The 22,461-nt window shown below is 43.8% G+C and carries 17 protein-coding genes and 1 tRNA gene; 6 read left to right on the top strand and 12 right to left on the bottom strand.

Annotated features, from left to right (window positions below; translation table 11 throughout):
- The 5 genes from VB073_RS01205 to VB073_RS01185 all read right to left on the bottom strand — a co-directional run.
- A partial coding sequence (locus tag VB073_RS01205) for an NAD(P)H-binding protein (protein ID WP_323402314.1) occupies positions 1-293 on the bottom strand: 293 nt, incomplete at its 3' end.
- A gap of 172 nt (positions 294-465) precedes the next feature.
- Positions 466-1,941: a serine hydrolase gene (locus VB073_RS01200; protein WP_323402313.1), complete on the bottom strand. Its 1,476-nt coding sequence runs from the start codon at positions 1,939-1,941 to the stop codon at positions 466-468.
- A 7-nt stretch (positions 1,942-1,948) separates the two neighbouring features.
- Entirely contained in the window at positions 1,949-2,338 is a 390-nt protein-coding gene (locus VB073_RS01195; protein ID WP_323402312.1) for a KilA-N domain-containing protein, read from the bottom strand.
- A 178-nt stretch (positions 2,339-2,516) separates the two neighbouring features.
- The gene (locus VB073_RS01190) at positions 2,517-2,915 is read right to left on the bottom strand and encodes a Dabb family protein (protein ID WP_323402311.1); all 399 of its coding nucleotides are present in this window, start codon (positions 2,913-2,915) and stop codon (positions 2,517-2,519) included.
- Positions 2,916-3,070: 155 nt separating this feature from the next.
- A complete protein-coding gene (locus tag VB073_RS01185) occupies positions 3,071-4,285 on the bottom strand; it encodes a PLP-dependent aspartate aminotransferase family protein (RefSeq protein ID WP_323402310.1) in 1,215 nt (404 codons plus the stop codon).
- Between the two features lie 416 nt (positions 4,286-4,701).
- On the opposite strand from VB073_RS01185, the gene VB073_RS01180 reads away from it, so the two are divergent.
- Both VB073_RS01180 and VB073_RS01175 read left to right on the top strand, forming a co-directional pair.
- Positions 4,702-4,926, top strand: coding sequence for a hypothetical protein (locus VB073_RS01180; protein ID WP_323402309.1), 225 nt, complete (start codon positions 4,702-4,704; stop codon positions 4,924-4,926).
- Positions 4,926-5,666, top strand: a complete 741-nt coding sequence (locus tag VB073_RS01175; RefSeq protein ID WP_323402308.1) for an acyl-[acyl-carrier-protein] thioesterase — start codon at positions 4,926-4,928, stop codon at positions 5,664-5,666. The genes VB073_RS01180 and VB073_RS01175 overlap by 1 nt, the downstream gene beginning before the upstream one ends.
- Positions 5,667-5,735: 69 nt before the next feature.
- Here the strand turns inward: VB073_RS01175 and VB073_RS01170 are convergent, their stop codons facing one another.
- Positions 5,736-6,329, bottom strand: coding sequence for an LEA type 2 family protein (locus VB073_RS01170; RefSeq protein ID WP_323402307.1), 594 nt, complete (start codon positions 6,327-6,329; stop codon positions 5,736-5,738).
- Between the two features lie 15 nt (positions 6,330-6,344).
- A complete protein-coding gene (locus VB073_RS01165; protein WP_323402306.1) occupies positions 6,345-7,424 on the bottom strand; it encodes a DUF2027 domain-containing protein in 1,080 nt (359 codons plus the stop codon).
- Positions 7,425-7,645: 221 nt separating this feature from the next.
- On the opposite strand from VB073_RS01165, the gene VB073_RS01160 reads away from it, so the two are divergent.
- The 3 genes from VB073_RS01160 to VB073_RS01150 all read left to right on the top strand — a co-directional run bounded on the left by VB073_RS01160 (position 7,646) and on the right by VB073_RS01150 (position 15,745).
- On the top strand, positions 7,646-8,878 hold the full coding sequence (locus VB073_RS01160; RefSeq protein WP_323402305.1) for an S-adenosylmethionine:tRNA ribosyltransferase-isomerase: 1,233 nt from the start codon (positions 7,646-7,648) through the stop codon (positions 8,876-8,878).
- Between the two features lie 116 nt (positions 8,879-8,994).
- Positions 8,995-13,437, top strand: a complete 4,443-nt coding sequence (locus tag VB073_RS01155; RefSeq protein ID WP_323402304.1) for a translocation/assembly module TamB domain-containing protein — start codon at positions 8,995-8,997, stop codon at positions 13,435-13,437.
- A 4-nt stretch (positions 13,438-13,441) separates the two neighbouring features.
- Positions 13,442-15,745, top strand: a complete 2,304-nt coding sequence (locus tag VB073_RS01150; RefSeq protein WP_323402303.1) for a BamA/TamA family outer membrane protein — start codon at positions 13,442-13,444, stop codon at positions 15,743-15,745.
- A gap of 41 nt (positions 15,746-15,786) precedes the next feature.
- Here the strand turns inward: VB073_RS01150 and VB073_RS01145 are convergent, their stop codons facing one another.
- The 5 genes from VB073_RS01145 to VB073_RS01125 all read right to left on the bottom strand — a co-directional run bounded on the left by VB073_RS01145 (position 15,787) and on the right by VB073_RS01125 (position 21,282).
- The gene (locus VB073_RS01145; protein ID WP_323402302.1) at positions 15,787-16,731 is read right to left on the bottom strand and encodes an aldo/keto reductase; all 945 of its coding nucleotides are present in this window, start codon (positions 16,729-16,731) and stop codon (positions 15,787-15,789) included.
- 163 nt (positions 16,732-16,894) lie between these two features.
- Positions 16,895-16,965 (bottom strand) — tRNA-Gln (locus VB073_RS01140).
- Positions 16,966-17,025: 60 nt separating this feature from the next.
- Positions 17,026-17,847, bottom strand: a complete 822-nt coding sequence (locus VB073_RS01135) for an SGNH/GDSL hydrolase family protein (RefSeq protein ID WP_323402301.1) — start codon at positions 17,845-17,847, stop codon at positions 17,026-17,028.
- A 36-nt stretch (positions 17,848-17,883) separates the two neighbouring features.
- Positions 17,884-20,916 (bottom strand): AAA domain-containing protein, encoded by a 3,033-nt coding sequence (locus VB073_RS01130; RefSeq protein ID WP_323402300.1) that lies wholly within the window; start codon positions 20,914-20,916, stop codon positions 17,884-17,886.
- A gap of 6 nt (positions 20,917-20,922) precedes the next feature.
- The gene (locus VB073_RS01125) at positions 20,923-21,282 is read right to left on the bottom strand and encodes a diacylglycerol kinase family protein (RefSeq protein ID WP_323402299.1); all 360 of its coding nucleotides are present in this window, start codon (positions 21,280-21,282) and stop codon (positions 20,923-20,925) included.
- Between the two features lie 345 nt (positions 21,283-21,627).
- Between VB073_RS01125 and VB073_RS01120 the strand changes: the two genes are divergently transcribed.
- Positions 21,628-22,452, top strand: coding sequence for a hypothetical protein (locus tag VB073_RS01120; protein ID WP_323402298.1), 825 nt, complete (start codon positions 21,628-21,630; stop codon positions 22,450-22,452).
- Positions 22,453-22,461 lie beyond the last annotated feature (9 nt).

Genomic DNA, 22,461 nt, shown 5'->3' with positions numbered 1-22,461 from the left:
TTTGTCCTGTTTATCTTGCAGGCATCAATCACATTTCTTACAATAAGCGGAAACTGCTTTTCCCACAGATCCGAACTGATGGGCAATCCCAATGTGAAATAGGCAATCTCACTGCCTTCCACTGCCTCGATGGCTTTTTCCTTGATGGATAGATCCGCTGAAAAGACTTCGTCGGTATCGTTCACTTTTTTTGCTCCACGGCTTACAATCCTGATGTCTGACGTGAAATTTCTTTTTAATGCTCTTGCGAGTTCTTCGCCAATCTGACCATTGGCTCCTAATATGGTTTGCATTTCTTTCCCTTTTAATTATGCAACAAAGATCGGGAAGATATTCATACCGGAAGTATCCCGATTAACGGAAATTGTAACAAAATCTCTGAAACCGAAATGTGAATGATGTACGCTTCATTTTGCGCTTTTACCATAATCATGACTATTGCCAATACGATGTTGGTGGCAGTTTTCACTTTGTTTCCACATCAATAATCTTTTGTCCGTATTTGCCAAGATAGTGTTTCACTAAAGTTTCATATAGATTTCCACCTGTATCGGAATTGGTAAAAATCAGCAATCCCTGTTTGGTTTTGGGAAGTATGAACACCATCGCACGAACGCCAAAATCTGCACCTCCGTGTGCCAAAGCATATTCTCCGTTTCCGAAATCATAAATCTCAAAGCCCAGCCCAAAATGTTTGCTTTTTTCACTTGCTGTCTGCGGAGTTGCCATTTCCTTAAAAGTCTTTTCAGAAATCAAATTTCTGTTCATTATGCTTACCAATAAATTCCCGTAATCTTCAATGGTTGTCAGCAAATCATCGGCACTATTAGGAGTGGTGTTCTTTACGGTTTCGTAAGCCTTTCCGTTTTGGTCGAAGTTTAAGGCATATCTCGAATTATCTACATTTTTATCCCAAATATAGCGTGTATCGCTCATTTTCAACGGACTGAAAATCAACTCTTCGGCTAATTGTTGTAAAGATTTTTTGAACTTATTTTCCAACGCTTTTCGCAGATATTCATAACCTTCTCCCGAATATTGGTAAGCTGTTGCAGGATCAAAATCAAAACCGAGTTTTTCATCATCACTTAGCCAACGCCAGTTTTTGAATCCCGTCTGGTGACTCAAAACCAATCGTACTGTCAGCTTTTTGTGTCTTGGGTCTTTGGCAATATCAGGGTCTGTCCAATACTTATAAAGCGGCTCGTCCAAATCAAGCTGTCCCTGTTCAACCAGCTTTAAAGCGACCAACGCCGTTACAGGTTTGGTTACGGAAGCCACATTAAAAATAGTATTGTAAGGAGCGGATATTCCGCTCGACAATTCCCCGAAAACCTTAATCTGATTAAGTTTCCCGTTTTCAATAATTCCGATACCAAGTGTGGGGACTTTGTTTTCTTTCAGCCATTTTTCGATTTTCGCTTCGTTGTCAAAGAGTGATGAGCGGGTTACCATTTCGGGCAAATGCTCATAACTGTACGACTTGGCAAGTTTCCACTCGCTATTTTCTATCAGCCAAACGTGGGTAAACCTTGCCGAACTGCCAAAACGCTCCTCTTGTCCTGTCTGTTTTTCAAAAAACTGATGAACGCCTTCCTGTATTGCTCCGTAGATTTTTCCCTCTTGATATAGGGCAAATATTTTGGTGCTTTCTTTGACCAATTCTCGTCTTGCCTGATAATTATCAGGATTTCCACACAAGCCGTTTTTCAGGTCATTTATAAATTTCTTTTTATCCGAAATGCCGTCTTTGTCGTGTAAAAATTCAAAATCTTCGCTTGTCAGGTTTTCAAACTGACTGACATCACAGGTATTAAAGCCAACAGTAAATAACAAACTGTCTTTTGAAATAATTGTTTGGTACAGTTCTGAATTTTTATCAACTTGTGCCGAAGCGAAGTAGTGTATCAAACACAAGATAATGAACAGATATTTTTTCATTTTGAATTTAATGTGATGTCATTTGGTCGGATGTAGTTGTAAAATTGCCACCAACGGTCCGGCGCTTAGCGTATGTTCCACCATCATATCGCCCTGATTTTGAAACCATACCGATTGTATTTGTTTCGGTTATCCATTTTTGAGGCGACATCCAAAAATGAGGTTTTGCTGATTCACTTTTAAACCCCTCATAAATGTGGGGTTTAAAATCTGGATTGTTCAGTCTTTCCCACAATCCAATATAGTCGATTGTGCTGTAAGTTCTTAACCACAAACTGATTATTTGCGCTGGATTCTCGCCGTCTCTAATTTTGGCAATATCTGTGAGGGAAATATAATCCTCCTGGTCTTTTTTGTAAAATACAATTTCTGTGTTGCTTGCTGTAATTTTTGCCATAATTTTTTCCTTTACTTTGTACAAATATACGACAATTTCAGTATGCAAAACTCTCTTTTTCCTAATCCTGCTTCAACGCATGACAGCTAACGGGCCGCGTATCGTTGATGGGCGGGTGTCTGGAGGATATGCACTGCCCTCGGGCTTATCCAACACACATACAAGGAGGTGCTCTCTGTCAAATTTGAATGAAATCTGATTCTTGAAAGCGTGTGACTTCAGTGTTCCAACGTTCTTCTACGAACTTGGAATGATCCGGATGGGCGGTATAGGCGTCAAATTCCTGTTGGTTGTTGAATGTCATCAAGAAGCCATATTGAAAGTCATTTTTTGGACTACATTGTTTGTATGCCTGAAAATCACGAACGCCAGGCACAGCTGTAAGTATCCGGTATGCGTCGGATATAAACTTCGTAGCTTCGGGAGAGTCGACCGCATGCTTCAAGTCGAAAATAACCGTATGCAAGATTTCGCCCGGCTTTAGTCCGACGGAAGATGCGCAACTATTAAATAAACCGGCAGCAGTTGATGCTAAAGCCGCCGCCCCCGCGAACTGGATAAAATTTCTTCGTTCCATTTATACAATATTTTTTGAGTTATTGATTTCTAACAAAAATACATATTTACTGGAAAAACATAATGTTACTGCGTTTAATTAAAATATAAATAGAAAAAAGAGTCAACTTAATTCAGTTTATTTCGTCCCCAATTTTTGGTGGACACAAATGTGAATTAAATTTTCTCCAACGCTTGTGCCAAATCTGCAATCACGTCGTTGGCATCTTCCAATCCAACCGACAAACGGAAAAGGCCTTCTCCCGCAAACCGGTTCCATGACTCTTTCTGTGCTGCCGTATCGAAATGAAACGTCGTTTCCAATAAATCCTTGCTCCCAAGGTAGAAGACCAACGTGCGATGGTGTCCCAGCGAGACGGCGTAATGGATAAGATTGAGGCTTTCGGCAAATGGACTTACTTTTGCAGCCCCGTTTTCTATCTGAAAAGTGATCATCCCGGAAAAGTTGCGCATTTGACGTTTTGCCAGCTTATACTGCGGATGCGAGGGAAGTCCCGGATACAACACTCGTTTTATTTTGGGATGTTGTTCCAGAAAGACGGCTACTTTCAGCGCATTTTCCTCGTGCGCCCGCATCCTGATGGGAAATGTGGCTAAGCCTCGCATAATCAGCCACGCGTTGAACGGACTGAGAATTCCGCCCAACCGTAAAGCCGTTTTTTTACGTAAAGCCGCCAAATTAGCGTTAGAACCGATAATAGCTCCTCCCAGCGCATCGCCATGCCCACCGAGATATTTTGTCAGTGAATGAATGACAAAATCGGCTCCCAGTGATAAAGGTCGAGTAGCTAAGGGTGTGGCAAATGTGGAATCCACGGCTAATTTTGCGTCTGCCGAACGGGCTATTTGTGCCACTGCTTCAATATCTGTTAATCGCAACAAAGGATTGCAGGGCGTTTCTATATAAATAAGTTTGGTGTTTGGTTGAACAGCCCGGCGCACCAACTCCAAATCCGAAGTGTCTACTTTAGTCACTTCAATATTCAATTTGGGGATGTACTCGTTCACCATTTCGGTCAGGGCGGCATACGTCACGTCGCTTATCAGCAGATGGTCTCCGGCTTTCAACGTGTGAAAAAGCAAAGCGGTAATAGCTCCCATACCGCTTGCAAAAGCGACTGCGGTTTCTCCCTGTTCCAATACGGCCAGTTTTTCTTCCAACTGATGGATGGTGGGATTGCCCCAGCGCGTGTAAACCCAGGCGGTATTTTCGTCTTGCGCTTCTGCGGAAAAACCGGTATTGGGATCAGCCAGAAAGGTAGTTGACATGACAATGTCGGGAGCCGATGATTTGACTCCTGCTTCCGGCGTTTCGCCAGCATGAATGGCACGGGTTTGTTCTCCCGCAGTTTCAAAATTTATTTTACTCATCGCTTTATTTTTTAGAGGCAGTCCAGACAGATATTTGATATACAAAAGACCCGATAGCCGCCTTAGTCGAAAATGCGTATTGTCTTGAAAATCTTATATAACCTTTTGATTCATCGTTGTGATTGATTATAAGGGTGAAGTAACGGCTTTACAACAAGTCCCACAATACCATGATTATGGTATTTTTTCTCAGTTTAAGTACTTCCAAAAACCTTTTTCCGCCTATATATTTCATTGTCAATTTTATGGTCCTTTAAACGGCACGAAGCTATACCGTATAAAAACAGCCGATAGCGGAGTGATTTTACAGCCAGAAAGCACAGAAATTGGTTTTAGCAAATTGCCCTCCGATGTGAGGATTTGCAATCCGAAGCTAAATTATCATCCGAATTTGTAATTCGGGTTGGAAATTCCGTTTGGCAGATGACATTACCGTAAACTACAGGGATAAATATTCTGCGCAACAGCAGATTATTAAAGATAATTATGCTGTCTTTGAAGTGACATACAACGGTACGGATAATGACGACTACGTAGTCATTTTGGGCAACGGAACCGGCCCACACCAATTTTTTGTACCTTTGTGGGCAATAAAAAAGATCACGATAAGATCGGAGAAACAAATATCACTGACAAAATAATGAGTGCAAAGAAAATATACAAATTCGATATAGAGGCCCAGGACATCGATTTCCGCCGCCGGGTTTCGTTAAGGTCGCTTACCAATATGGTGTTGATCGCGGCAGGGAAGAATGCCGATGAAAATGGGTTTGGTTTGCTGGAGTTGCAGACGGAACATTACACCTGGGTGCTGTCGCGCTTAGTGGTCGATATGGAGCGTATTCCCACCGAGCAGGATACCCTTTCTGTCGAGACCTGGATCGAGCACGTGGGGACGGCATTTACTACCCGTAATTTCAGGTTGAGGGACGGTTCCGGGACAGTGATCGGCCATGCCAAATCTTCGTGGGCAATCATCGACATGCGGACACGGCGTAGTGTGCGGTTAGATACTATTCCTTCAATGCAGGAGTTTGTAGTGCATGAAAGTATACCGGTAGATGAACCAGCCCGGATTGCCAATGTGGAGGGCGAGGTCGCCAACAGTTTCACCGTAAAATACAGTGATATCGATGTCAATACGCATACCAATAGCCTGAATTATGTACAATGGGTCTCGGATTGCTTTTCGCTTGATTTTTACCGGACGCATTATATCCGTCGCTTCGAGATCAATTTTCTAAAGGAGATAACCTTTGGCGACAGTGGTGAAGTGTACCGGCAACAGACAGAACCGAATGATTATATTTTTCAGATTGAAACAAAAGAAAAAGGAGCTGCCTGCCGTGCACGGATACTCTTTGAAGACGCTCCAAAATAAAAGAGGCGGGAAAATAATTTTCCGCCCCTTTGCATCCGGGTTATACCGTTGATTTTCCTATCTGACCCGTTATTTTTTTCCACCGAAGTTGAATACTACAGGGATGGCCGCGGGCGATTTAAGAAGGGTATTTCCTACTGTCACTTTTGGCCATAGCTTTACTGTCACCGAAGTCTCGTTGGGTGTGATTCCAAGGAAAGCGCTCATCTCGTTTGCAACCCGTTGCTGGGAGTATCGGTTCATCACATTTCTCAGGTCTACGCTGATAGGAATAGGTACCACTTTGGTTTCTCCCGGTTCTATACGAATGGGGATATCCATCTTCCCTTCCACAAATTCCATATCATTGATCTGTATGGCATAATCCAATGCATCCAGAAAAGCGGCACTCTTATTCGGATTGGTTACATCCATATTGAGGGTCATGGTGAAGGGGATGTTTTGCATTGTGTTTACCCCGGCCAAAGCGGTGGCGATGGATGCCAGTTTGGATACGGAAATAGTGGAAGCATTGCCTAAGCTTATTCCCGCCAGCTGGATGTTATCCAACGAACGGTAACGGTATTCACTTTGTGAGAGCTGGTAAGCGCCCCCGATTCTATTCATTACTTCACAACTGTTGAACAGCAGGGCCACACTAAGGAGCAGGATCACTTTTTTCATAATCAATTTCATTTTTTATTTAATAGTCACCATGGTCGCCCCGTAACCGTATTCACGAAAAGAGGCATCCTGATACGAACACTTGGAATAATTCTTTTTTAATTCTTTGAGGATGGCATTCCTGAGTACACCATCTCCTTTTCCATGGATAAATACAATCTTATGATTTTTATGACGAATATGCTCATTCATCACTTCGTTGAATTTATTGAGTTGATATTCCAGAATATCGGCATTGGTCATTCCGGCTGTAGTATCGATCAGTTGATTGATATGCAGATCAGCTTCGGTTACTGTCTCTTTTCTGGGTTTTTCTATTCGTGCCTTTTGTGGACGGTCGTCTTGTCGTTTTTTCTCTTTTATGGCCTGTTCCAGTTCGTCCACAGTAATCCGAAACTTATCTTCCGGGATATCATCCCGCATGATGAAATAGGTAAGCGCATTATCTTCGAAGTAGTCGTTTTCATGAAAACTATGTAGTTTGTAGAACTTCACCGTATCGATACGCAATTCCACCGAGCAGGGTGCTTTCAGGCTGAAGGGCTTGTTTCGTTTGAAGGCTGTAAACTGCACCGTTACCTTTTCTATCTCATTGAGTTCCTCTTTTTGGATCTCTTCCAAAAATATTTTGGTATTGGGTTCGACGAGACCACTGTAACGGATCTTCATTGATCCCCCTTCCCGGTTCATATAACTGAAAAAAAGATAATAGTTGCTGTCATTGACGAAATAGCACTCATAAGAAGTGGACGACAGATTCTTTATATCCATGGGAAGCCATGCCAGGCATGCGGTAATCTTTTCACCTTCCGGGGTTTCTTCGGGCTCCTTCTCTTCTTCCCTTCCTGTGTCTGTTGGAGAAGGTTTCGCGACATGGCTGCCTGTGACGTAAGGTGTCTCCTCTTCTTCTGTCGACTGCGACATTTTTTCGTTTCCGGCCGGTTGTACCACGACACACTCCGAAATCAATACCGGTACGTCGAAACCGTGTTCGTCTTCGACGATTACTACTTGTTTGTTCTGGAAACCCTTTACAATTCCTCCTCCTACCGTATTGAGGAATCGGACTGTATCCCCTGTTGATAATTTATTCATTGTAATGCGTTAGAGTATTTCATTTGTCGGTACGACTTTATGATGGAAACGCTTGTTTTGACTCTTTTATTGTTGTTACGTGTTGCAAAGTTGACTAATTTTGCGGAATAAAAGCATTAATTATTGCGAAAAATCAGTTTTTTGATAGTAAAAAAATGTAAGATGCGGGATGTTAGATCTAGGATGCAGGATTTAGGATATGGGATTTTAAAAGCAATCAGATGAAAAATGAAACTATAAGAGAATTACAAATATCACAATATAATTATCACCTCCCTGACGATAGGATTGCGAAATATCCTCTCCAGCAAAGGGATGCTTCAAAGTTATTGTTGTATGATGGTACGAAGATCAGTACTGCCCGGTTTGGGGAGCTACCGGAATTACTTCCGAAAGGGAGCCTGCTCCTGTTCAATAATACCAGGGTGATCCATGCACGGCTGTTGTTCCGAAAGGAGACCGGTGCGCAGATCGAATTGTTTTGCCTCTCGCCCCAAGATCCGGCCGATTATATAGTGAATTTTCAGCAACGCCGGCAATGTTCCTGGCAATGCATGATCGGAAACGCCAAACGGTGGAAAGAGGGAGCGTTGCTGATGCAGTTTTCTGTTGATGGAGGTCTGGTGAATCTGAAGGCAGAAAAGAGTAGTACGACAGGAAATGAAACTATTGTGCAATTCTCCTGGGATAACGCAGGATTCAACTTCTCCGAATTGTTGGAGATTGCAGGAAAATTGCCTATTCCTCCCTACCTGAACCGACCATCCGAAGCGAAGGACGATGAGACCTACCAGACTGTCTATTCCCGTCTGGAAGGATCTGTGGCCGCGCCTACGGCAGGATTACACTTTACGGGGGAGGTGATGGAAAAGCTTCACGCCAAAGGGATCCGTACGGCAGAAGTCACCCTCCATGTAGGAGCCGGAACTTTCAGACCTGTCAAAAGTGATACCCTTGCCGATCATGAAATGCATACCGAATTCATCTCTGTGCCGAAAGAAACCATTGAACAACTGCTGCATCATTCGGGGAAAGTAGTAATGGTGGGAACGACCTCCATGCGTACGGTAGAGAGTCTCTATTATATCGGGAGAAAACTGGGAGTCAATCCCGGACTGCTTGCCGATGAGTTAGGTGTAAGACAATGGGAACCGTATGAAGATACGGCAGAGATAGCTCCCAGGGAGGCTCTTCGAAACATTCTCCACTATCTTGAAGAACATGGACTGGAGTGTCTTATCTCTTCCACTCAATTGATGATCGCACCCGGATATGAGTTCCATTTTCCCGATGCCATCATTACCAATTTTCATCAACCTCAAAGTACGTTGTTGTTATTGATCTCTGCATTTGTTGGCGACGATTGGCATAAGATATACGATTATGCAATGCAGAATGATTACCGGTTTTTGAGTTATGGCGATAGTTCTTTATTGTGGAAAAAAGTAGAATAAGATTCAAAAAGCCTATTTTTGGTTAAAACTCTCTACGATGCGGACTTTTACTCTCTTTTTTTCGTATTATTGCATCATTAAATAAATCAAAGAATCTCATATAATAATTCGTTGGGTTGTTCGCTAAGATTGTCCGCATATTCGCCATCGTCATTATCAGTATTATATTGTTGAATGTAATACTTTTCATTGCTTTCAGCATTCCAGCAGTGCAGAAGGGGATGGCTAACGTGGCATTGGATAAAATCAGACCGATTATCGGTACCAAAGTCAATCTGGAGAGTATCCGTATCCGTCTTTTCAATACCGTGGAACTCCAAGGAGTCTATGTAGAGGACTTACAACAGGATACGTTACTATATGTAGGTAAGATTGCAGTCCGTATACATGCCCTCGATCTCCTGAGAAATAAGGTCACCGTTCATAAGGCCGGTATTGAGAACTTCAGGGCGGATGTGCATCGTGCTTCGCCGGATGATCCTTTTAATTTCCAATTTATTATTGATGCTTTTGCCAAAGAGGATACCGTAAAGGTGGAGAAGGAGAAAAAAACGTGGCGTATCACTGCCAATGAGGTGATACTCAAAAACGGAGGGATAAATTATAATATCTTTTCGATCCCCGAAACGCCGGACACATTCAATGTCAATCATATACAACTGCAAGACTTTAATTTCAAAGGAAGCCTGGATTTCTTGAGTATAGATGACATGAAGGCCGAAGTGAGTCATCTCAATTTCATAGAGAAGAATGCTGGACTTATACTCAATAATTTGAAAGCCAGTATGAAAGGGGAGGATTCCTTACTCAGTACGAACGGTGTGACGATATCATTGAACGGATCACGTATTCAGGTGGAGGATGCCGCTTACGGGTTGACATCGAAACTCTTTTCCATCACTGCAGAAAGTAATGTGATCGACCCGCGGGATATCAATATTTTCATGCCCCGATTTGGTCACCTTGATAAGCCGATCTCATTTGAAGTCAGTGGAGAGGGAACATTACCTCAAGCCGAGTTGAAGAGTCTGGTTTTCCGGTACGGGGCCGATACTGAAATTAATCTATCGGGATCGATCTCCGATTACAGTGATATCCACAACGGAGAACTACATCTGAATCTGCGGGATTTCTCTGTTTCGCAGGACGACCTGCAGGCGTTGATCCGCATCGGCGCCCCTGACTACATCTCCCCCGATCAGTTGCTGGCGATGGGAGGTATGAATCTGCGGATGAGAGCTGATGGCCGTTTGAAACAGTTTCTCTATGACGGTAAGGCAACTACCGCACAGGGTGATATCACGCTCAACGGTACAGGTAGGATAGGTAATGAATTTAAAAACCTTGTTTTCGAGGGCCCCGTCAGGGCCAATAATATAAAAATAGGCAATATTATAGGTGAAAATGCCGGTATAGGCAATACTACCATCAACAGTAATATCAAGTTGTCGATCCAGCGTGAATCGGCGATCACTGTGGTGGCCAACGGCCGTGTAGAATCGACTTCCTTCAGGGATTATCCATACACGAATGTTTCTTTTGAAGGGTTGTACAGCGGCAATAATGTGGTGGCGGAGATCCGTTCCGATACGGAAAGGAATCAATTCAACCTTTCAGGCGATATCACCTTTGGAGAAACTATGGAATTTGATGTGAAAGGAGATGTGGAGCGTCTCGACCTCTCTCCATTCGTCGCAATTGAGAGTTGGAAAGATCCCTACCTGAGAGTAAACATCGATGGAAATTTATCGGGACGTTCATTGGATGACCTGACAGGTATGGTAGTGCTCGATAATATTTCTTTGGCCGACAGCAACTTCTTCTATAATCCCGGTGCTATTTATCTGCAGGCATCGGTCGATGAGCAGGGACAGAAAAAAATGGAATTCCTCTCTTCTATTTTTGAAGCCACTATCACCGGCGATTATTATTTCTCTACAATCGGGACAGAATTGATGCGGGCAATCCATCCCCATCTCCCCTCAGTGATCGTGGAACAGGAAAATCCAGGCCAACAAAGCGAATTAGGGAATAATAATTTTCAGTTCAATATCCAACTACAAAATACGGAAGATATCTCCTATGTCCTCTCATTACCGTTTTATAACGTAGAGCCGGCCTCCATTACGGGACATGTGGATATGGCTAGCGATGAGTCATTACGGATTGATGCCTATCTTCCCCGGTTGATAATGGGAAGTAATGATATCCGGGAGACCAGATTGAACCTGCTCAACCGTATATCGGGTTTAGGATTGGATGTGAATAGCTACCTTGTACAAAAGAATGGGTATATCAACGTGAAGTTAGACAGTGATGCCGTTCTGGATTCACTGATAAACCACCTCTCTTTTGATATGAAGCAAAACAATAGCCACTCCAACGGGACTATAATGATCACGGCGGGTTTCTTGCGTGACCATGAAGATCAATTGGCGGCAAATATCCGTATCTCGCCTTCCAGTATCCTTTTCAACAATAAACAGATCGACTTTAACGATGCTGCGATTGCTTACAGTAAAGATCGCATTGTAATCTCCAATTTTGGAATGAGTGAGGATAATATGCTCTTATTGGGAATAGATGGTGTCGCCTCTAAAAGTGAAGCCGATAATATCCGTATCTATTTTAATAATACTGAATTAGCGAATATTCTTAATGCTTTTAACGTAACTAATTTTAGCGGCTCCATCAATGGTGAAATTTTCGTAAGGCAGGCGCTCGACAACCCTATGATACGGACTGAAGCGCTTCGGGTAGAGAATATCACTGTGCATGAAGATACTATTGGTACGTTACGGATTGAGGGGAATTGGGATAATCTCCTTTCCGGTCTTGACCTGAATGCATGGCTCGAAAAAGGAGGAGAGCGTAACCTGGAGATCAAGGGATATATACCTACCGGGGAAAACAGTCCCTTCCCAATGAATGTGAATCTGAAGATTGCTGATTTTAAGTTGGTAGCCATAAAGCCGCTTACTGCGAGTATCTTTAGTGATCTGAGCGGACGTTTGAGTTCGGAGATCCGCGTTACGGGTACACCCTCCGAGCCCGTGACCGAAGGATGGCTTGGTATAGATGACGGGATGATGAAGGTGGCATTTACCAACGTGACTTATTATATATCCGATACGATAAACATTACCAAAGATAATGTGGGAATGAAAGATCTGGTGATACGTGACCAGAATAACCATACCGCATTACTGAATGTGAATCTGTCACATACCAACTTTGGTCGCATGGTGTATAAAGCGGGTATTCGCCTTAACGATTTCATGTTGTTGAACAATGCAAACCGTACCGACCTGATGGCTTACGGTAACCTGAAGTTGTCGGGGCAGTTGAATGTGACAGGCTCTCCTTCTGGTATATTTGGTAATGGGAATCTGACCAGTTCAAGCCGGTCGGATGTAACCGTGGTGCTTCCGCAAACGGCGAAAGCAACCGAATACAGTGGTATAATTTATGTGAATAGCAAAACAAAAGAACCCGATTCACTCGCATTCCTACGTAAGAATGAGAATGTTGAAACACATTCCGGCACGAACACGCCTCAGGGTATTCCCATTGTAATGGGAATTACCGTGAACCTGACCCCGTTGCTTGAAGCAGCTGTGGTACTTGATCCGACTACCGGTAACGCGCTTGAGGTGAGTGGAGATGGTGAATTGAATGTGAACTTTAATTCCAGATCTACACCTCCCGTACTCCTTTATGGAGATTATGTAATTAACAGCGGAAAATTTCATTATAATTTCCAGAGTCTCCGTACCATAGAATTCAATATTCGGGAGGGTAGCAGGCTCACTATGGAAGGTAATCCTATGAATACGCAGTTCAATGTGACTGCTTATCGGCCTGTAAGGGCGGATCTGTCAGCCCTCAGCACTACTTTTAAAACTGAATTGACCAATACGCGGGTCCCTGTGAATGCATTACTGCAGATCAGAGGTAATCTGGAAGGGATGGACCTGCAATTTGATGTGGAATTGCCGGAAAGCTCCAACGACGTGCAGCAGCGTGTAAAAAGTTTTATGCCGAATGAAGAGACGAAAATTCTTCAGGTAGTGTATCTGGTAACCACTGGTAGTTTTATGCCATCGGAAGGGTCGCCGGATTTGAATTTCGGTTCGTCGATGGCTACAAAGTTTGCGGCGAGTACTCTCTCCAGAGGATTAGATGCCTTGTTTGCCAGTGCATTGAGGGATAACTGGTCGGTCAGTACCAATCTGGAATCGGTGGATGGTAGTCTCGAGAACGTGAGGATGGGAGTGGATGTTTCGGCCCGTTTGATGAACAACAGACTGCAAATTAATACTAACCTGAGCTATGGCGATGCTTCTATGTTAGCTGGTGATCAGCAATTTATGGGTGAATTTGAAGTAAAGTATGATCTCAATAACTGGCTTATGTTGAGAGCTTTTAATCGGGCTAACCAGCGGTTTTATAGTCGTGCACCCTACACGCAAGGGGCCGGCGTTATGGTTACCCGGGAGGCAAAAAGGTTGAGGGATTTGCTTGATCTTAGACCGATCAGGAAGAAGGAGGAGGAGTGATTTGATGATGAAAAAATATATAGCGCTAATATTGTCGATATGCTTGTTGGGTGCCTGTAATGTGACCAAGAAGGTACCTGACGGGAGTTATCTGCTCAATAAGACCGATATCAAGTCGGATGTGAGGGGTATCAGTTCAACATCCCTGAAGCCCTATTTACGTCAGAATCCTAATTCATCAATGCTCTTCCTGGGGAGAGTGAAATTGCAGATGTACAATATTCCCAATGATAACTCTACCTGGATGAACAGGCAATTCCTCAAATACGGTGAGCCTCCCGTACTTTATAACGAACAGTTGACCGTGATTTCGGCGGAACAGATCCGTCTCCATATGAAAAATAAGGGTTACCTCAATGCGGTGGTGGATACTTCTGTGGTAAAGAAAGCTAAGAAGGCTAATGTAACTTATAATGTGACGGGCAACGAACCACATCGTATCCGTAATTTCAGGGATACAATTCACTCGGCCGATACCACTATCTATAATATTCTGCATCAGACTCGTCGCCTCGAATTAATGAAAGAGGGCGATATTTTTGATCTCGCCGTGTTGGAAGAGGGTAGGGAAAGAATGACGACCATGCTGAGAAACAGGGGATACTATAATTTTTTGAAAGATAACATCTATTTTATTGCCGACACTACCGTCGGCTCTAATCAGGTGGATGTGACGCTTGCCCTGAATAACCCTTCCGATACGACATACCATCGCAGGCACTATATAGGAAACGTAACTGTGATTAACGGAGTAGATCCTGTTCTCTTGCAAGACTCAACCCGCCATAATCAATTGGATACGGTGGAATATCGGGGAATGCAGATCATCTCAGAAAAGGATCGTTTTCTGCGTCCACGGGCTGTCTATTATAATACTTTCCTACGTCCCGGGCGGCTCTACTCCGACAGGATCGTGGAACGGACCTATGCTTCTCTGAACGGGATGGGACCGGTGAATCAGTCCTCAATCAACCTGACTCCCGTCATGCGGAACGATACGGCCTTTATCAACTCGAGAGTCACCCTCTTCCCTGGAAATCTGCATTACACGCAGTTTGGAGTGGATGGTACCAATTCAGCAGGAGATCTCGGTGTGGCCGGTAATGTGACCTATGAACACCGTAACTTCCTGAAAGGAGGGGAAACATTCCGTGTTCAATTGAAAGCCGCTTATGAATTTATTACTCCTTCTGATAGTCTGAACCTTATAGACAATAGTTACTATGAATATGGGGGGGAGGCATCCCTCACTATCCCACAGTTAATGCTTCCGTGGTTGATGAGGCGGCTCAGTGATCAGCCTTCGGCATCGACCGAATTTTCAGCAGGGCTTAACTACCAGAACCGCCCCGATTACCTGCGTCAGTTCTTTAATCTTTCCTCCCGTTTTCAGTGGGCATCCAATGAATGGCGTTTTCAGCATATGCTGGAACCGTTGGGTGTGACCTATGTGAGGATGCCCCGTAAAAGTGATGATTTCATTAGACTTTATCTTGGTGAGGAGGCCAACCCGATTTTGCGGTATAGTTACGATGAACTGTTGATCGTGCGTAGCATGTATAATCTCACCTATACTAACTATAACCGCATTGGAAGGCGGAGTATGCCTGTTATTCCCTTACGGGTACGGATGGGGATTGAGTTGGCGGGATGGCTGCCGCGACTGGTAACCAGCCTGGGAGGTGGTCAACTCAATGACAAAGGGTTCGAGACACTTTTCAAATTGCCTTATTCCGAGTATGTGAAGGGTGATCTGGATATATCCGCATCGCATGCGTTTGATGAGAACAACACTATTGCAGTACATGCGGCAGTGGGTATAGCCAATCCTTTCGGAAACTCCGAAGTATTACCTTTCGAAAAGCGTTATTTTGGTGGAGGAGCCAATAGTGTGAGAGGATGGAGTACCCGTTCTTTGGGTCCCGGGACATATAGTCGTGACACCTTGGGTTCCGATTACGGCCGTAGAGTAGGCGATATCAAACTCGATTTCAGTGTAGAGTATCGGCATAAATTTACTAAACTAGTTGAACTGGCCGGTTTTGTCGATGCAGGGAATATATGGACGATTAGGGATTATTCGGTGGAACAACCCGGAGGTCTGTTTCAGTGGAATAGTTTCTATAAGGAACTGGCGGTGGCGTATGGACTTGGTGTGCGTTTCGACCTCAATTTCTTGTTAATCAGGATTGATGGTGGAATGAAAGCACATAATCCTGCACTTTCGGAAGGTAGTCGATGGACAATTTTCAAGCCCAATTTCGGGCGTGATTTTGCCTTTCATTTTGCTATTGGCTATCCATTCTGATATCCATTCCGGCTATCTCTGCCTGCCGTTTTTGGGAAAAGCTATTTGCTCTTTCCCGAAGTATGTCTTTTGAGTGGGACAATTTCCTTTTGTATGCGTATGACACGTTCAATAGCATCATTCATTTGCTCTATACTTTGAAAACCAAGTGTCATACTGTGTATATTTGACTCTGTCAGGGCGTAACGCAGCGATTGTTCGCGTTCTTCATCTTTCACGCGGCTGCCTTCGCCGAATATTTTCATGCCGATAACACCTTTTCCTTTTTTGCGGGCGATCCCTAACAGTTCTTTAATGGTTTCGGGAGTTCCGTCCATATGTGACTGAAACGGGTTGATACGGGCGAGTATCACGTCTACCCACGACGATTCGACCGCTTCCTGAAGTGCTTCTAAATTGTGCGCAGAGATACCGACCGCTTTTACAATACCCTCTTCCTTGGCGCGGGATAATCCTTCCATCACGCCCTGGCGGCTGTCTGCCCATCCCCCTGATGTCATGCAGTGCATCAGGATAATATCGATATAATCGGTTCCCAGCACTTTGCGATAGGAATCGATCTTGTTCCGGGTTTCACTTGCTGAAACACCGTCGGTCTTTGCTATTTTGGTAAGGAGCGTCAACTCTTCGCGTGGCAGGCCTTTCATCGCCTCTCCAAAGAAAGGATGAGAGCCGTAGGATTCTGCCATCTCGAAAAATTTCATACCCCGATTGTAGGCATTTCTTGCCAGGCCCACAAACGCTTCCATTCCCATGCGGGTTTGGTTGGATGCGTTGTTCCAACCCGAAGTCCCGGATCCCATCGCCATCAAAGGGACGGTCAGGCCGGTAGCTCCCAGCTTTACTTTTGTGTCAAGATAGAGCTCTTTATTCCTGTTGCTGGTCTCTTCCACATTATAGGGCAACGCATAGCTGACATTACGGATATTTGTTCCGATCAAAGTGCCCGCTACTATTCCTGTTTTTATAAATTTACGCCTGTCCATACCTTATTCAATTTGATGTAATTGATACAAAGATATTTTGTTTTGAACAAAAATAAAGCGATTGTGATATTTTAACTTGTTTGGAAGGTATGGCTTACCTAAATCAAAGTTGTTTATGGAAAAGAAAAACCCGCCTTGAGAGCGGGTTTGGAAAGCCTTGAAGTTGTCTTGCCAGGATTCGAACCTGGACAAACAGGACCAGAATCTGTTGTGCTACCGTTACACCACAAGACAATGGGAGTGCAAAGGTATAAAAAATTGTCACAATAAAAAAAGTTGGACAAAAAATTTGCATTAAAAATCACCAGGCAAGGCCAGTAACTGGTATTGAATTGTTTTTGCAATCCTGTAATGCCCTTTCGTATTGGGATGAAGGCGATCCGTTTCACTTGCACAATAAGGGAGATAAGCATCGGAAACGGGGAAAATGCCAGTTAATCCGTGTAAATCAATAACCGGTACCGACCAGTATGTACCTGCCTTTTTTAATGCTTCGACATAGGCTTCATGATATAGACCAAGACCGTTGGCATAATTCTCATTGGGTTGCACGTTGGTGCTACCCGCTGTGAAATCACCTCTATGTATGGGTGTCAATATGATGATCTGCTTGTCGGGATAATTTTCTTTTAATAACGAAAGGGTCTTGTTAATACGTCCGCAGAAGGTGGCATTTGTCATAATAGGTGTACGATGTTTCCGGTAAGTGTCCTTCCCGTTGTAATTCACTATTTCGATAGTCTCGGTGAAGAAATCGCCTATGATTGTACTCATGTTATAATCATTGGTGCCTGCCCAGATAAAAATAGCGTCGATAGAGTCCTTTTCTTTGGCAATCACTTCTTTCGCCTTTTCATACATTCCATCCCACTGAAAACCACTTTTGGCATATACCGTGTAGTCTATGTTCATCAGTTCTTTCAGGAACTGCCAATACCACTTGTCGGTCGTTCTGATATCAGGATCCGTCATCGAATCTCCCAGATAAGCTACACGTTTACCATTCCATTGGGAATTTAATGTTTTCTCACTCTCCGCAACAACAATGCTGTTTTGGGCAATCGTCACAACACATGCGACAAGCATCGTTGAGATAAATAAAGTTCTTCTAATCATCTTTTATTATTGTTAAATCGTTAAACGCTAAAACATTTAAACAGTGCACTCATCCCCAACTACCGAATAATTATTTCTCTTCCGATAAAAGTTGATCAGGGCGGAATAGATCGGAGACTCCCGCAGGATAGTGCCATTACCGACAAGGAACAGTTGTTGTCTGGCGCGGGTGATCGCCACGTTGAGTTTCCTGTCCACTGTTCCGTCGTGGTTCGGGTTACAGAGAAAATTCATCTGATAGGATTTATTGGCACAGAAGGAGATCAGGATTACATCTCGCTGGCTTCCCTGATATCGCTCGACGGTATCGATCATGATTTTTTTCCAGTCAGGGATTCCGGATAGCGACAGTTTGTGTCTGATCAGTGCAATCTGATTGCGATAAGGAGCAATAATACCGATTGTTTTCGTATCGAATAATTTTCCGTTTGCCTCATATACCCTTTGGAGAGATGTCAGAATAGTAACTATAAGATCGGCTTCGGCCTCGTTGATCTTGTCGTAAGGTGAGGAGTGATTGATCTTTTCGGTAGAAAAGAAAGTGGTACGTTTTATGGCTACGCACTGGTCTATAAGGTTGTCTGAGAAGCTTTGAAGTTCCCATTTTTCCGATTGCCAACGAAGTGCCGGAAAAAGATGTCCGGAGTAGAAACTGGTTGCCGGGAAAGCTGCGATATCGTTGTGCATTCGTCCCTGACGGTTCAGTTGCGTATAGGCATGATGCCATTTCTTCGCCTGGCAACGACGCAACAACCGCTCAAAGAGCGAGTCTCGGCAATCGATAAAGCCTGCTTCACGTAGCGGTGGCTCATTGATTTCGGAAAATTGACGATCCTGTAGTACGATAGTCGATAGTTGATTATGATCACCAATCATGATGAAACGGCCGAAACGGGGCAGGAGGCCAATGATCTGCGGTTCTAATATCTGTGATGCTTCGTCGATGATGGCCACATGGAAATGTTTGAGATTGAAAAGTTCCATTCTCCCATTAATGGAGGCGAGGGTAGAGATGTAGATCCGTGTCCTGTCGATTTTATGCCGTAGCGACTCCCTGTCTTTGGCTTTTTCCGAGATCCGTTGCAGCAACCGGTGCCGATAAGGTTCGGCACATGAGAGTTCCGTTCCCACCCGGATATATTCATCGCACTCTCCCTTATGACATCCGAAAGCGGCGTTAATGGCTTCACACAATTCATCCACTGCACGGTTGGTATAGGCCAGTACCATGACATTTTTTCCCCGTTGTGCATGATACTCTTCGATAAGCCGACGGGCAAAGATTGATGTCTTTCCGGTGCCGGGTGGTCCTACAATCAGGAAATAGTCCTGAGCATTCATCGCTTTTTGGATGATGTTTTCAGGGTAATTATCTTTTTCGCCTCTATTCTCATACTCAAAAGGCGTCTTGCCGTTCACTTCCGGGGGCAATAATCCCAGCAGGACCTCTTTCTTTTTCGAAGAAGCTCCTAGAAAGGAATAGAGACTTTTATACATACTGTTGTAAGTAGAGTCAATAGAATCGTGTTCGATGGCCCAAAGCTGACTTTCTTCGAAGAAACGCCTGTTTTTCTGTTTGTAGCGAAAACGCACTTCTACTGTTTCCGTAGTAATCTGCACGATGGATCCTTTCAGTATCTGCCGATTCAAGACCGTGTCTTTTTCATTTTCCCTCGGGTAGACAATACATATCTCACCTTCACGAAAATTTACAATATCATTATCTGCCTGATTTCGGGTAAAGAGGATTGTCATGTCATTGCCCGAGTCATCGATCGTCCGGATAGAGAGGTTGAAAAGCACATCTAAGGCTTCGGCGCGTTCGCTGAAAGGGGTATTCCACAGCGCGGCCGTACCGGTAGGGGTGCCATAGGCAATATCTCCGATTTTTTGGTGATACAACTCCCTTGAGATAAACCGGATATAGCGATAGAAGAAATCCCGTTCCAAATCACTGCATTTTGATAGTAGAGTGCGGATCTTTTCAATTTTTCCGGTGAAAAATATAGGGAGTTTTTGCTCTGTTTGAAGGAAATTGAACAGGGAAGTAAAGAGAGCTTCCGGATCTCTGTTATCTCCCCGGATCAACATCTGTTCATTGGCCACTATCAGGTTACGGAGGTTCAGGATAGATTTTTCCAACTCACCGTTTACTATTGCACACCGAAGGTTCTCTCCCGAACGGCTGCCCGCTGAATAGAGAATGGAGGCTTGTATTCCTTGTACCTCTTTCCCGAAGACAGTCTCTACCATCATCCGATATACGGCGGTCTGTACTTCATGATTGAGCGTGATCTTACTGTTGTCGAAAGAGGGAAAGGGCAATCTGCCCGATTTCAATTCTACGATTCGAGCTTCTGTCTCTTCTGTATGGGGTTGTAGCAAGTCGAGTCGCCCCTGAAAACCGAACTTCTCACAATAGAATGATGGTTCCAGCGTGCAATGATGCAGGTCGATTCCCTCTCCCGGGAAGTCGTCACTGATTACCCGTTTGATATTCTCAAACTGGCTTTGGGCCTTATTCATAAATTCCCGGAAATCACTTTCGGAACGGATATCCTCACAACTGGCATACTCAAAAGGCGACTGTTTGAATGATCTCATGAATACATCTCTGAAGGAGACCTCCTCGGGATTCTGGGCAAATACCAGTTCGTCGAGGAAAAAGTTTGCCAGATTTCCCAATAGCAGGTAGGAGCGGTTCTCTTTTTTATCAAATTTGTTGCGGAAGTAGTGGAGTGGTGATATGGCATAATCCTGAAAACATTCTGCGATCGCGGAAGCATCGATCAGGTAATCGGGTTCGAGGATGATATAATTAGGGATTAGAAAACCATCGCCGTCTATCACACAGTCTATAAAGTTTAAATTGGCGCCCTCCTCAAATCTTTCCACTGAACTGTCAAAAGCGCTGTTTTCTGGTGAAATACCGTACCTTGCAATCAGCGCCGTCCCTGAATTTTCCAGGGTCGTGCAGATAAGCAATTTTCTCTTCCGGTCGATCCTGAGAAGTTGCACGCGAATGGAGTCCGTTGAAATTCCTGTCGGAGAGAGTGAAGATTCAGTCATACAGTGTCAGAAGATTTTAGGTAGAAAGATGATGATCCCTACCGTCAATACACTCAAAGCGGCGATCAGGACGGCTGCGGCGGCGAGATCCTTGACTTTTTTGATGACGGGGTGTATCTCTTTGTGGCAGGCATAATCCGATAACCTCTCCAATGCAGTATTCATAGCCTCCATGGAAATAAGGAAGCCGAGGGCAATGATGAGGGCAAGCCATTCATTACCGGAAATCTCGCAGATAAATCCCAACGAGATTGTGACAACTACTACTATCAGATGAATCTGCGCATTAGGTGTCTCTTTGAATAACGAATACAAACCATTGAAGGCATATCCGAAAGATTGTATCCGTTCTTTTATATAGGACATTTTGTTGATTTATTGATTAGTTGATATGATGATTCGAATTATTGAATCTGTTTTCAAATGTACATAATTTGTCCGTTACAGCAAAAATATTCAGCAATGCAGGGTAGAGGATACAAACCTGCACTTGATCTTAAAATAGCATACATTCTTCCTCTTCGAAAAAATAAATGATCTGCTAAGATTTAGTTGTATCTCACGGGCATAGATTAATACGGATCTGTACGGATAAATGAAACGGGGGCCATCTGAAAAGATGGTCCTGTTTTTAATATGTGAATTATGGCTATTTCAAAATAAATTCTTGTAAATTTGTAGATTAAAGTTTTAATAGATTTGGAAAAAACTATGTCTCAATTCTGTCCCCTTTGTGGAAAAACCAAACCGGAAGAAGCACTGTTTTGTGATGATTGTACCAGGAAGATCCATAATGAATATGAAGTGGATATTCCGAAAGAGGTGGGAGACAAAAAAATTCCTGCTGCTGGAGATATACCGGTAAAGGATTGGCCGAGTGTCAAGTTTGTGGATGCCCGATTGGGAGGGAAACCACAAAAGAGTAATGTGAAAACGGGGTTAGGAGTGGAAGAAGCAGATGAATTCGAGCCAGAAACGGAAACTTGGGCGCCAAAGAAGACAAGTAAAATGGTTGTTCCTCTGCTATTTTTTTTGGTGATCGCTCTGCTGACAGGTGCCTTTTTTATCTATAACTCAACTATACGCAAACCCAATCTGGATCGCAGCGGATGGAATGCAGCGGTAAGATCGAATACGGTAGCGGGATATCTTACCTATATGGAAGCGTATCCCCATGGAGCTTATTTCGACGAAGCGCAGGCTGGCCTTCTCAGACTGAAATCGGAAGAGATATCGGAATGGGAAAGAATGAAAAAAACAAACAACGTCGCAGAGTTGCTAGGTTTTCTGGAACGAAATACCGGCACTCCTTACGCTTCGCTGGCGAAAATAAGGCTCGACTCGCTTCTTTGGATAGGAGCCTTACAAATGAATACGCAGGAGGCTTATTCCGATTATATGAAGCAAGCAGAAAATGGTAGTATTGGCGGTGATTATATTGCAGAGGCGCAACAGAGATATCAACAGCTTTCCATGCCTCAGCCTAACGATACAATCGTTACCGATAGTATATCTGAGACGCAATCCTATCCCTAAGTGGCATAA

It is taken from the genome of Proteiniphilum sp. (assembly GCF_034927365.1).
Classification (GTDB): domain Bacteria; phylum Bacteroidota; class Bacteroidia; order Bacteroidales; family Dysgonomonadaceae; genus Proteiniphilum.
Note: the sequence above shows the minus strand (reverse complement) of the source record. Positions and strands in the feature narration are given on the sequence as shown.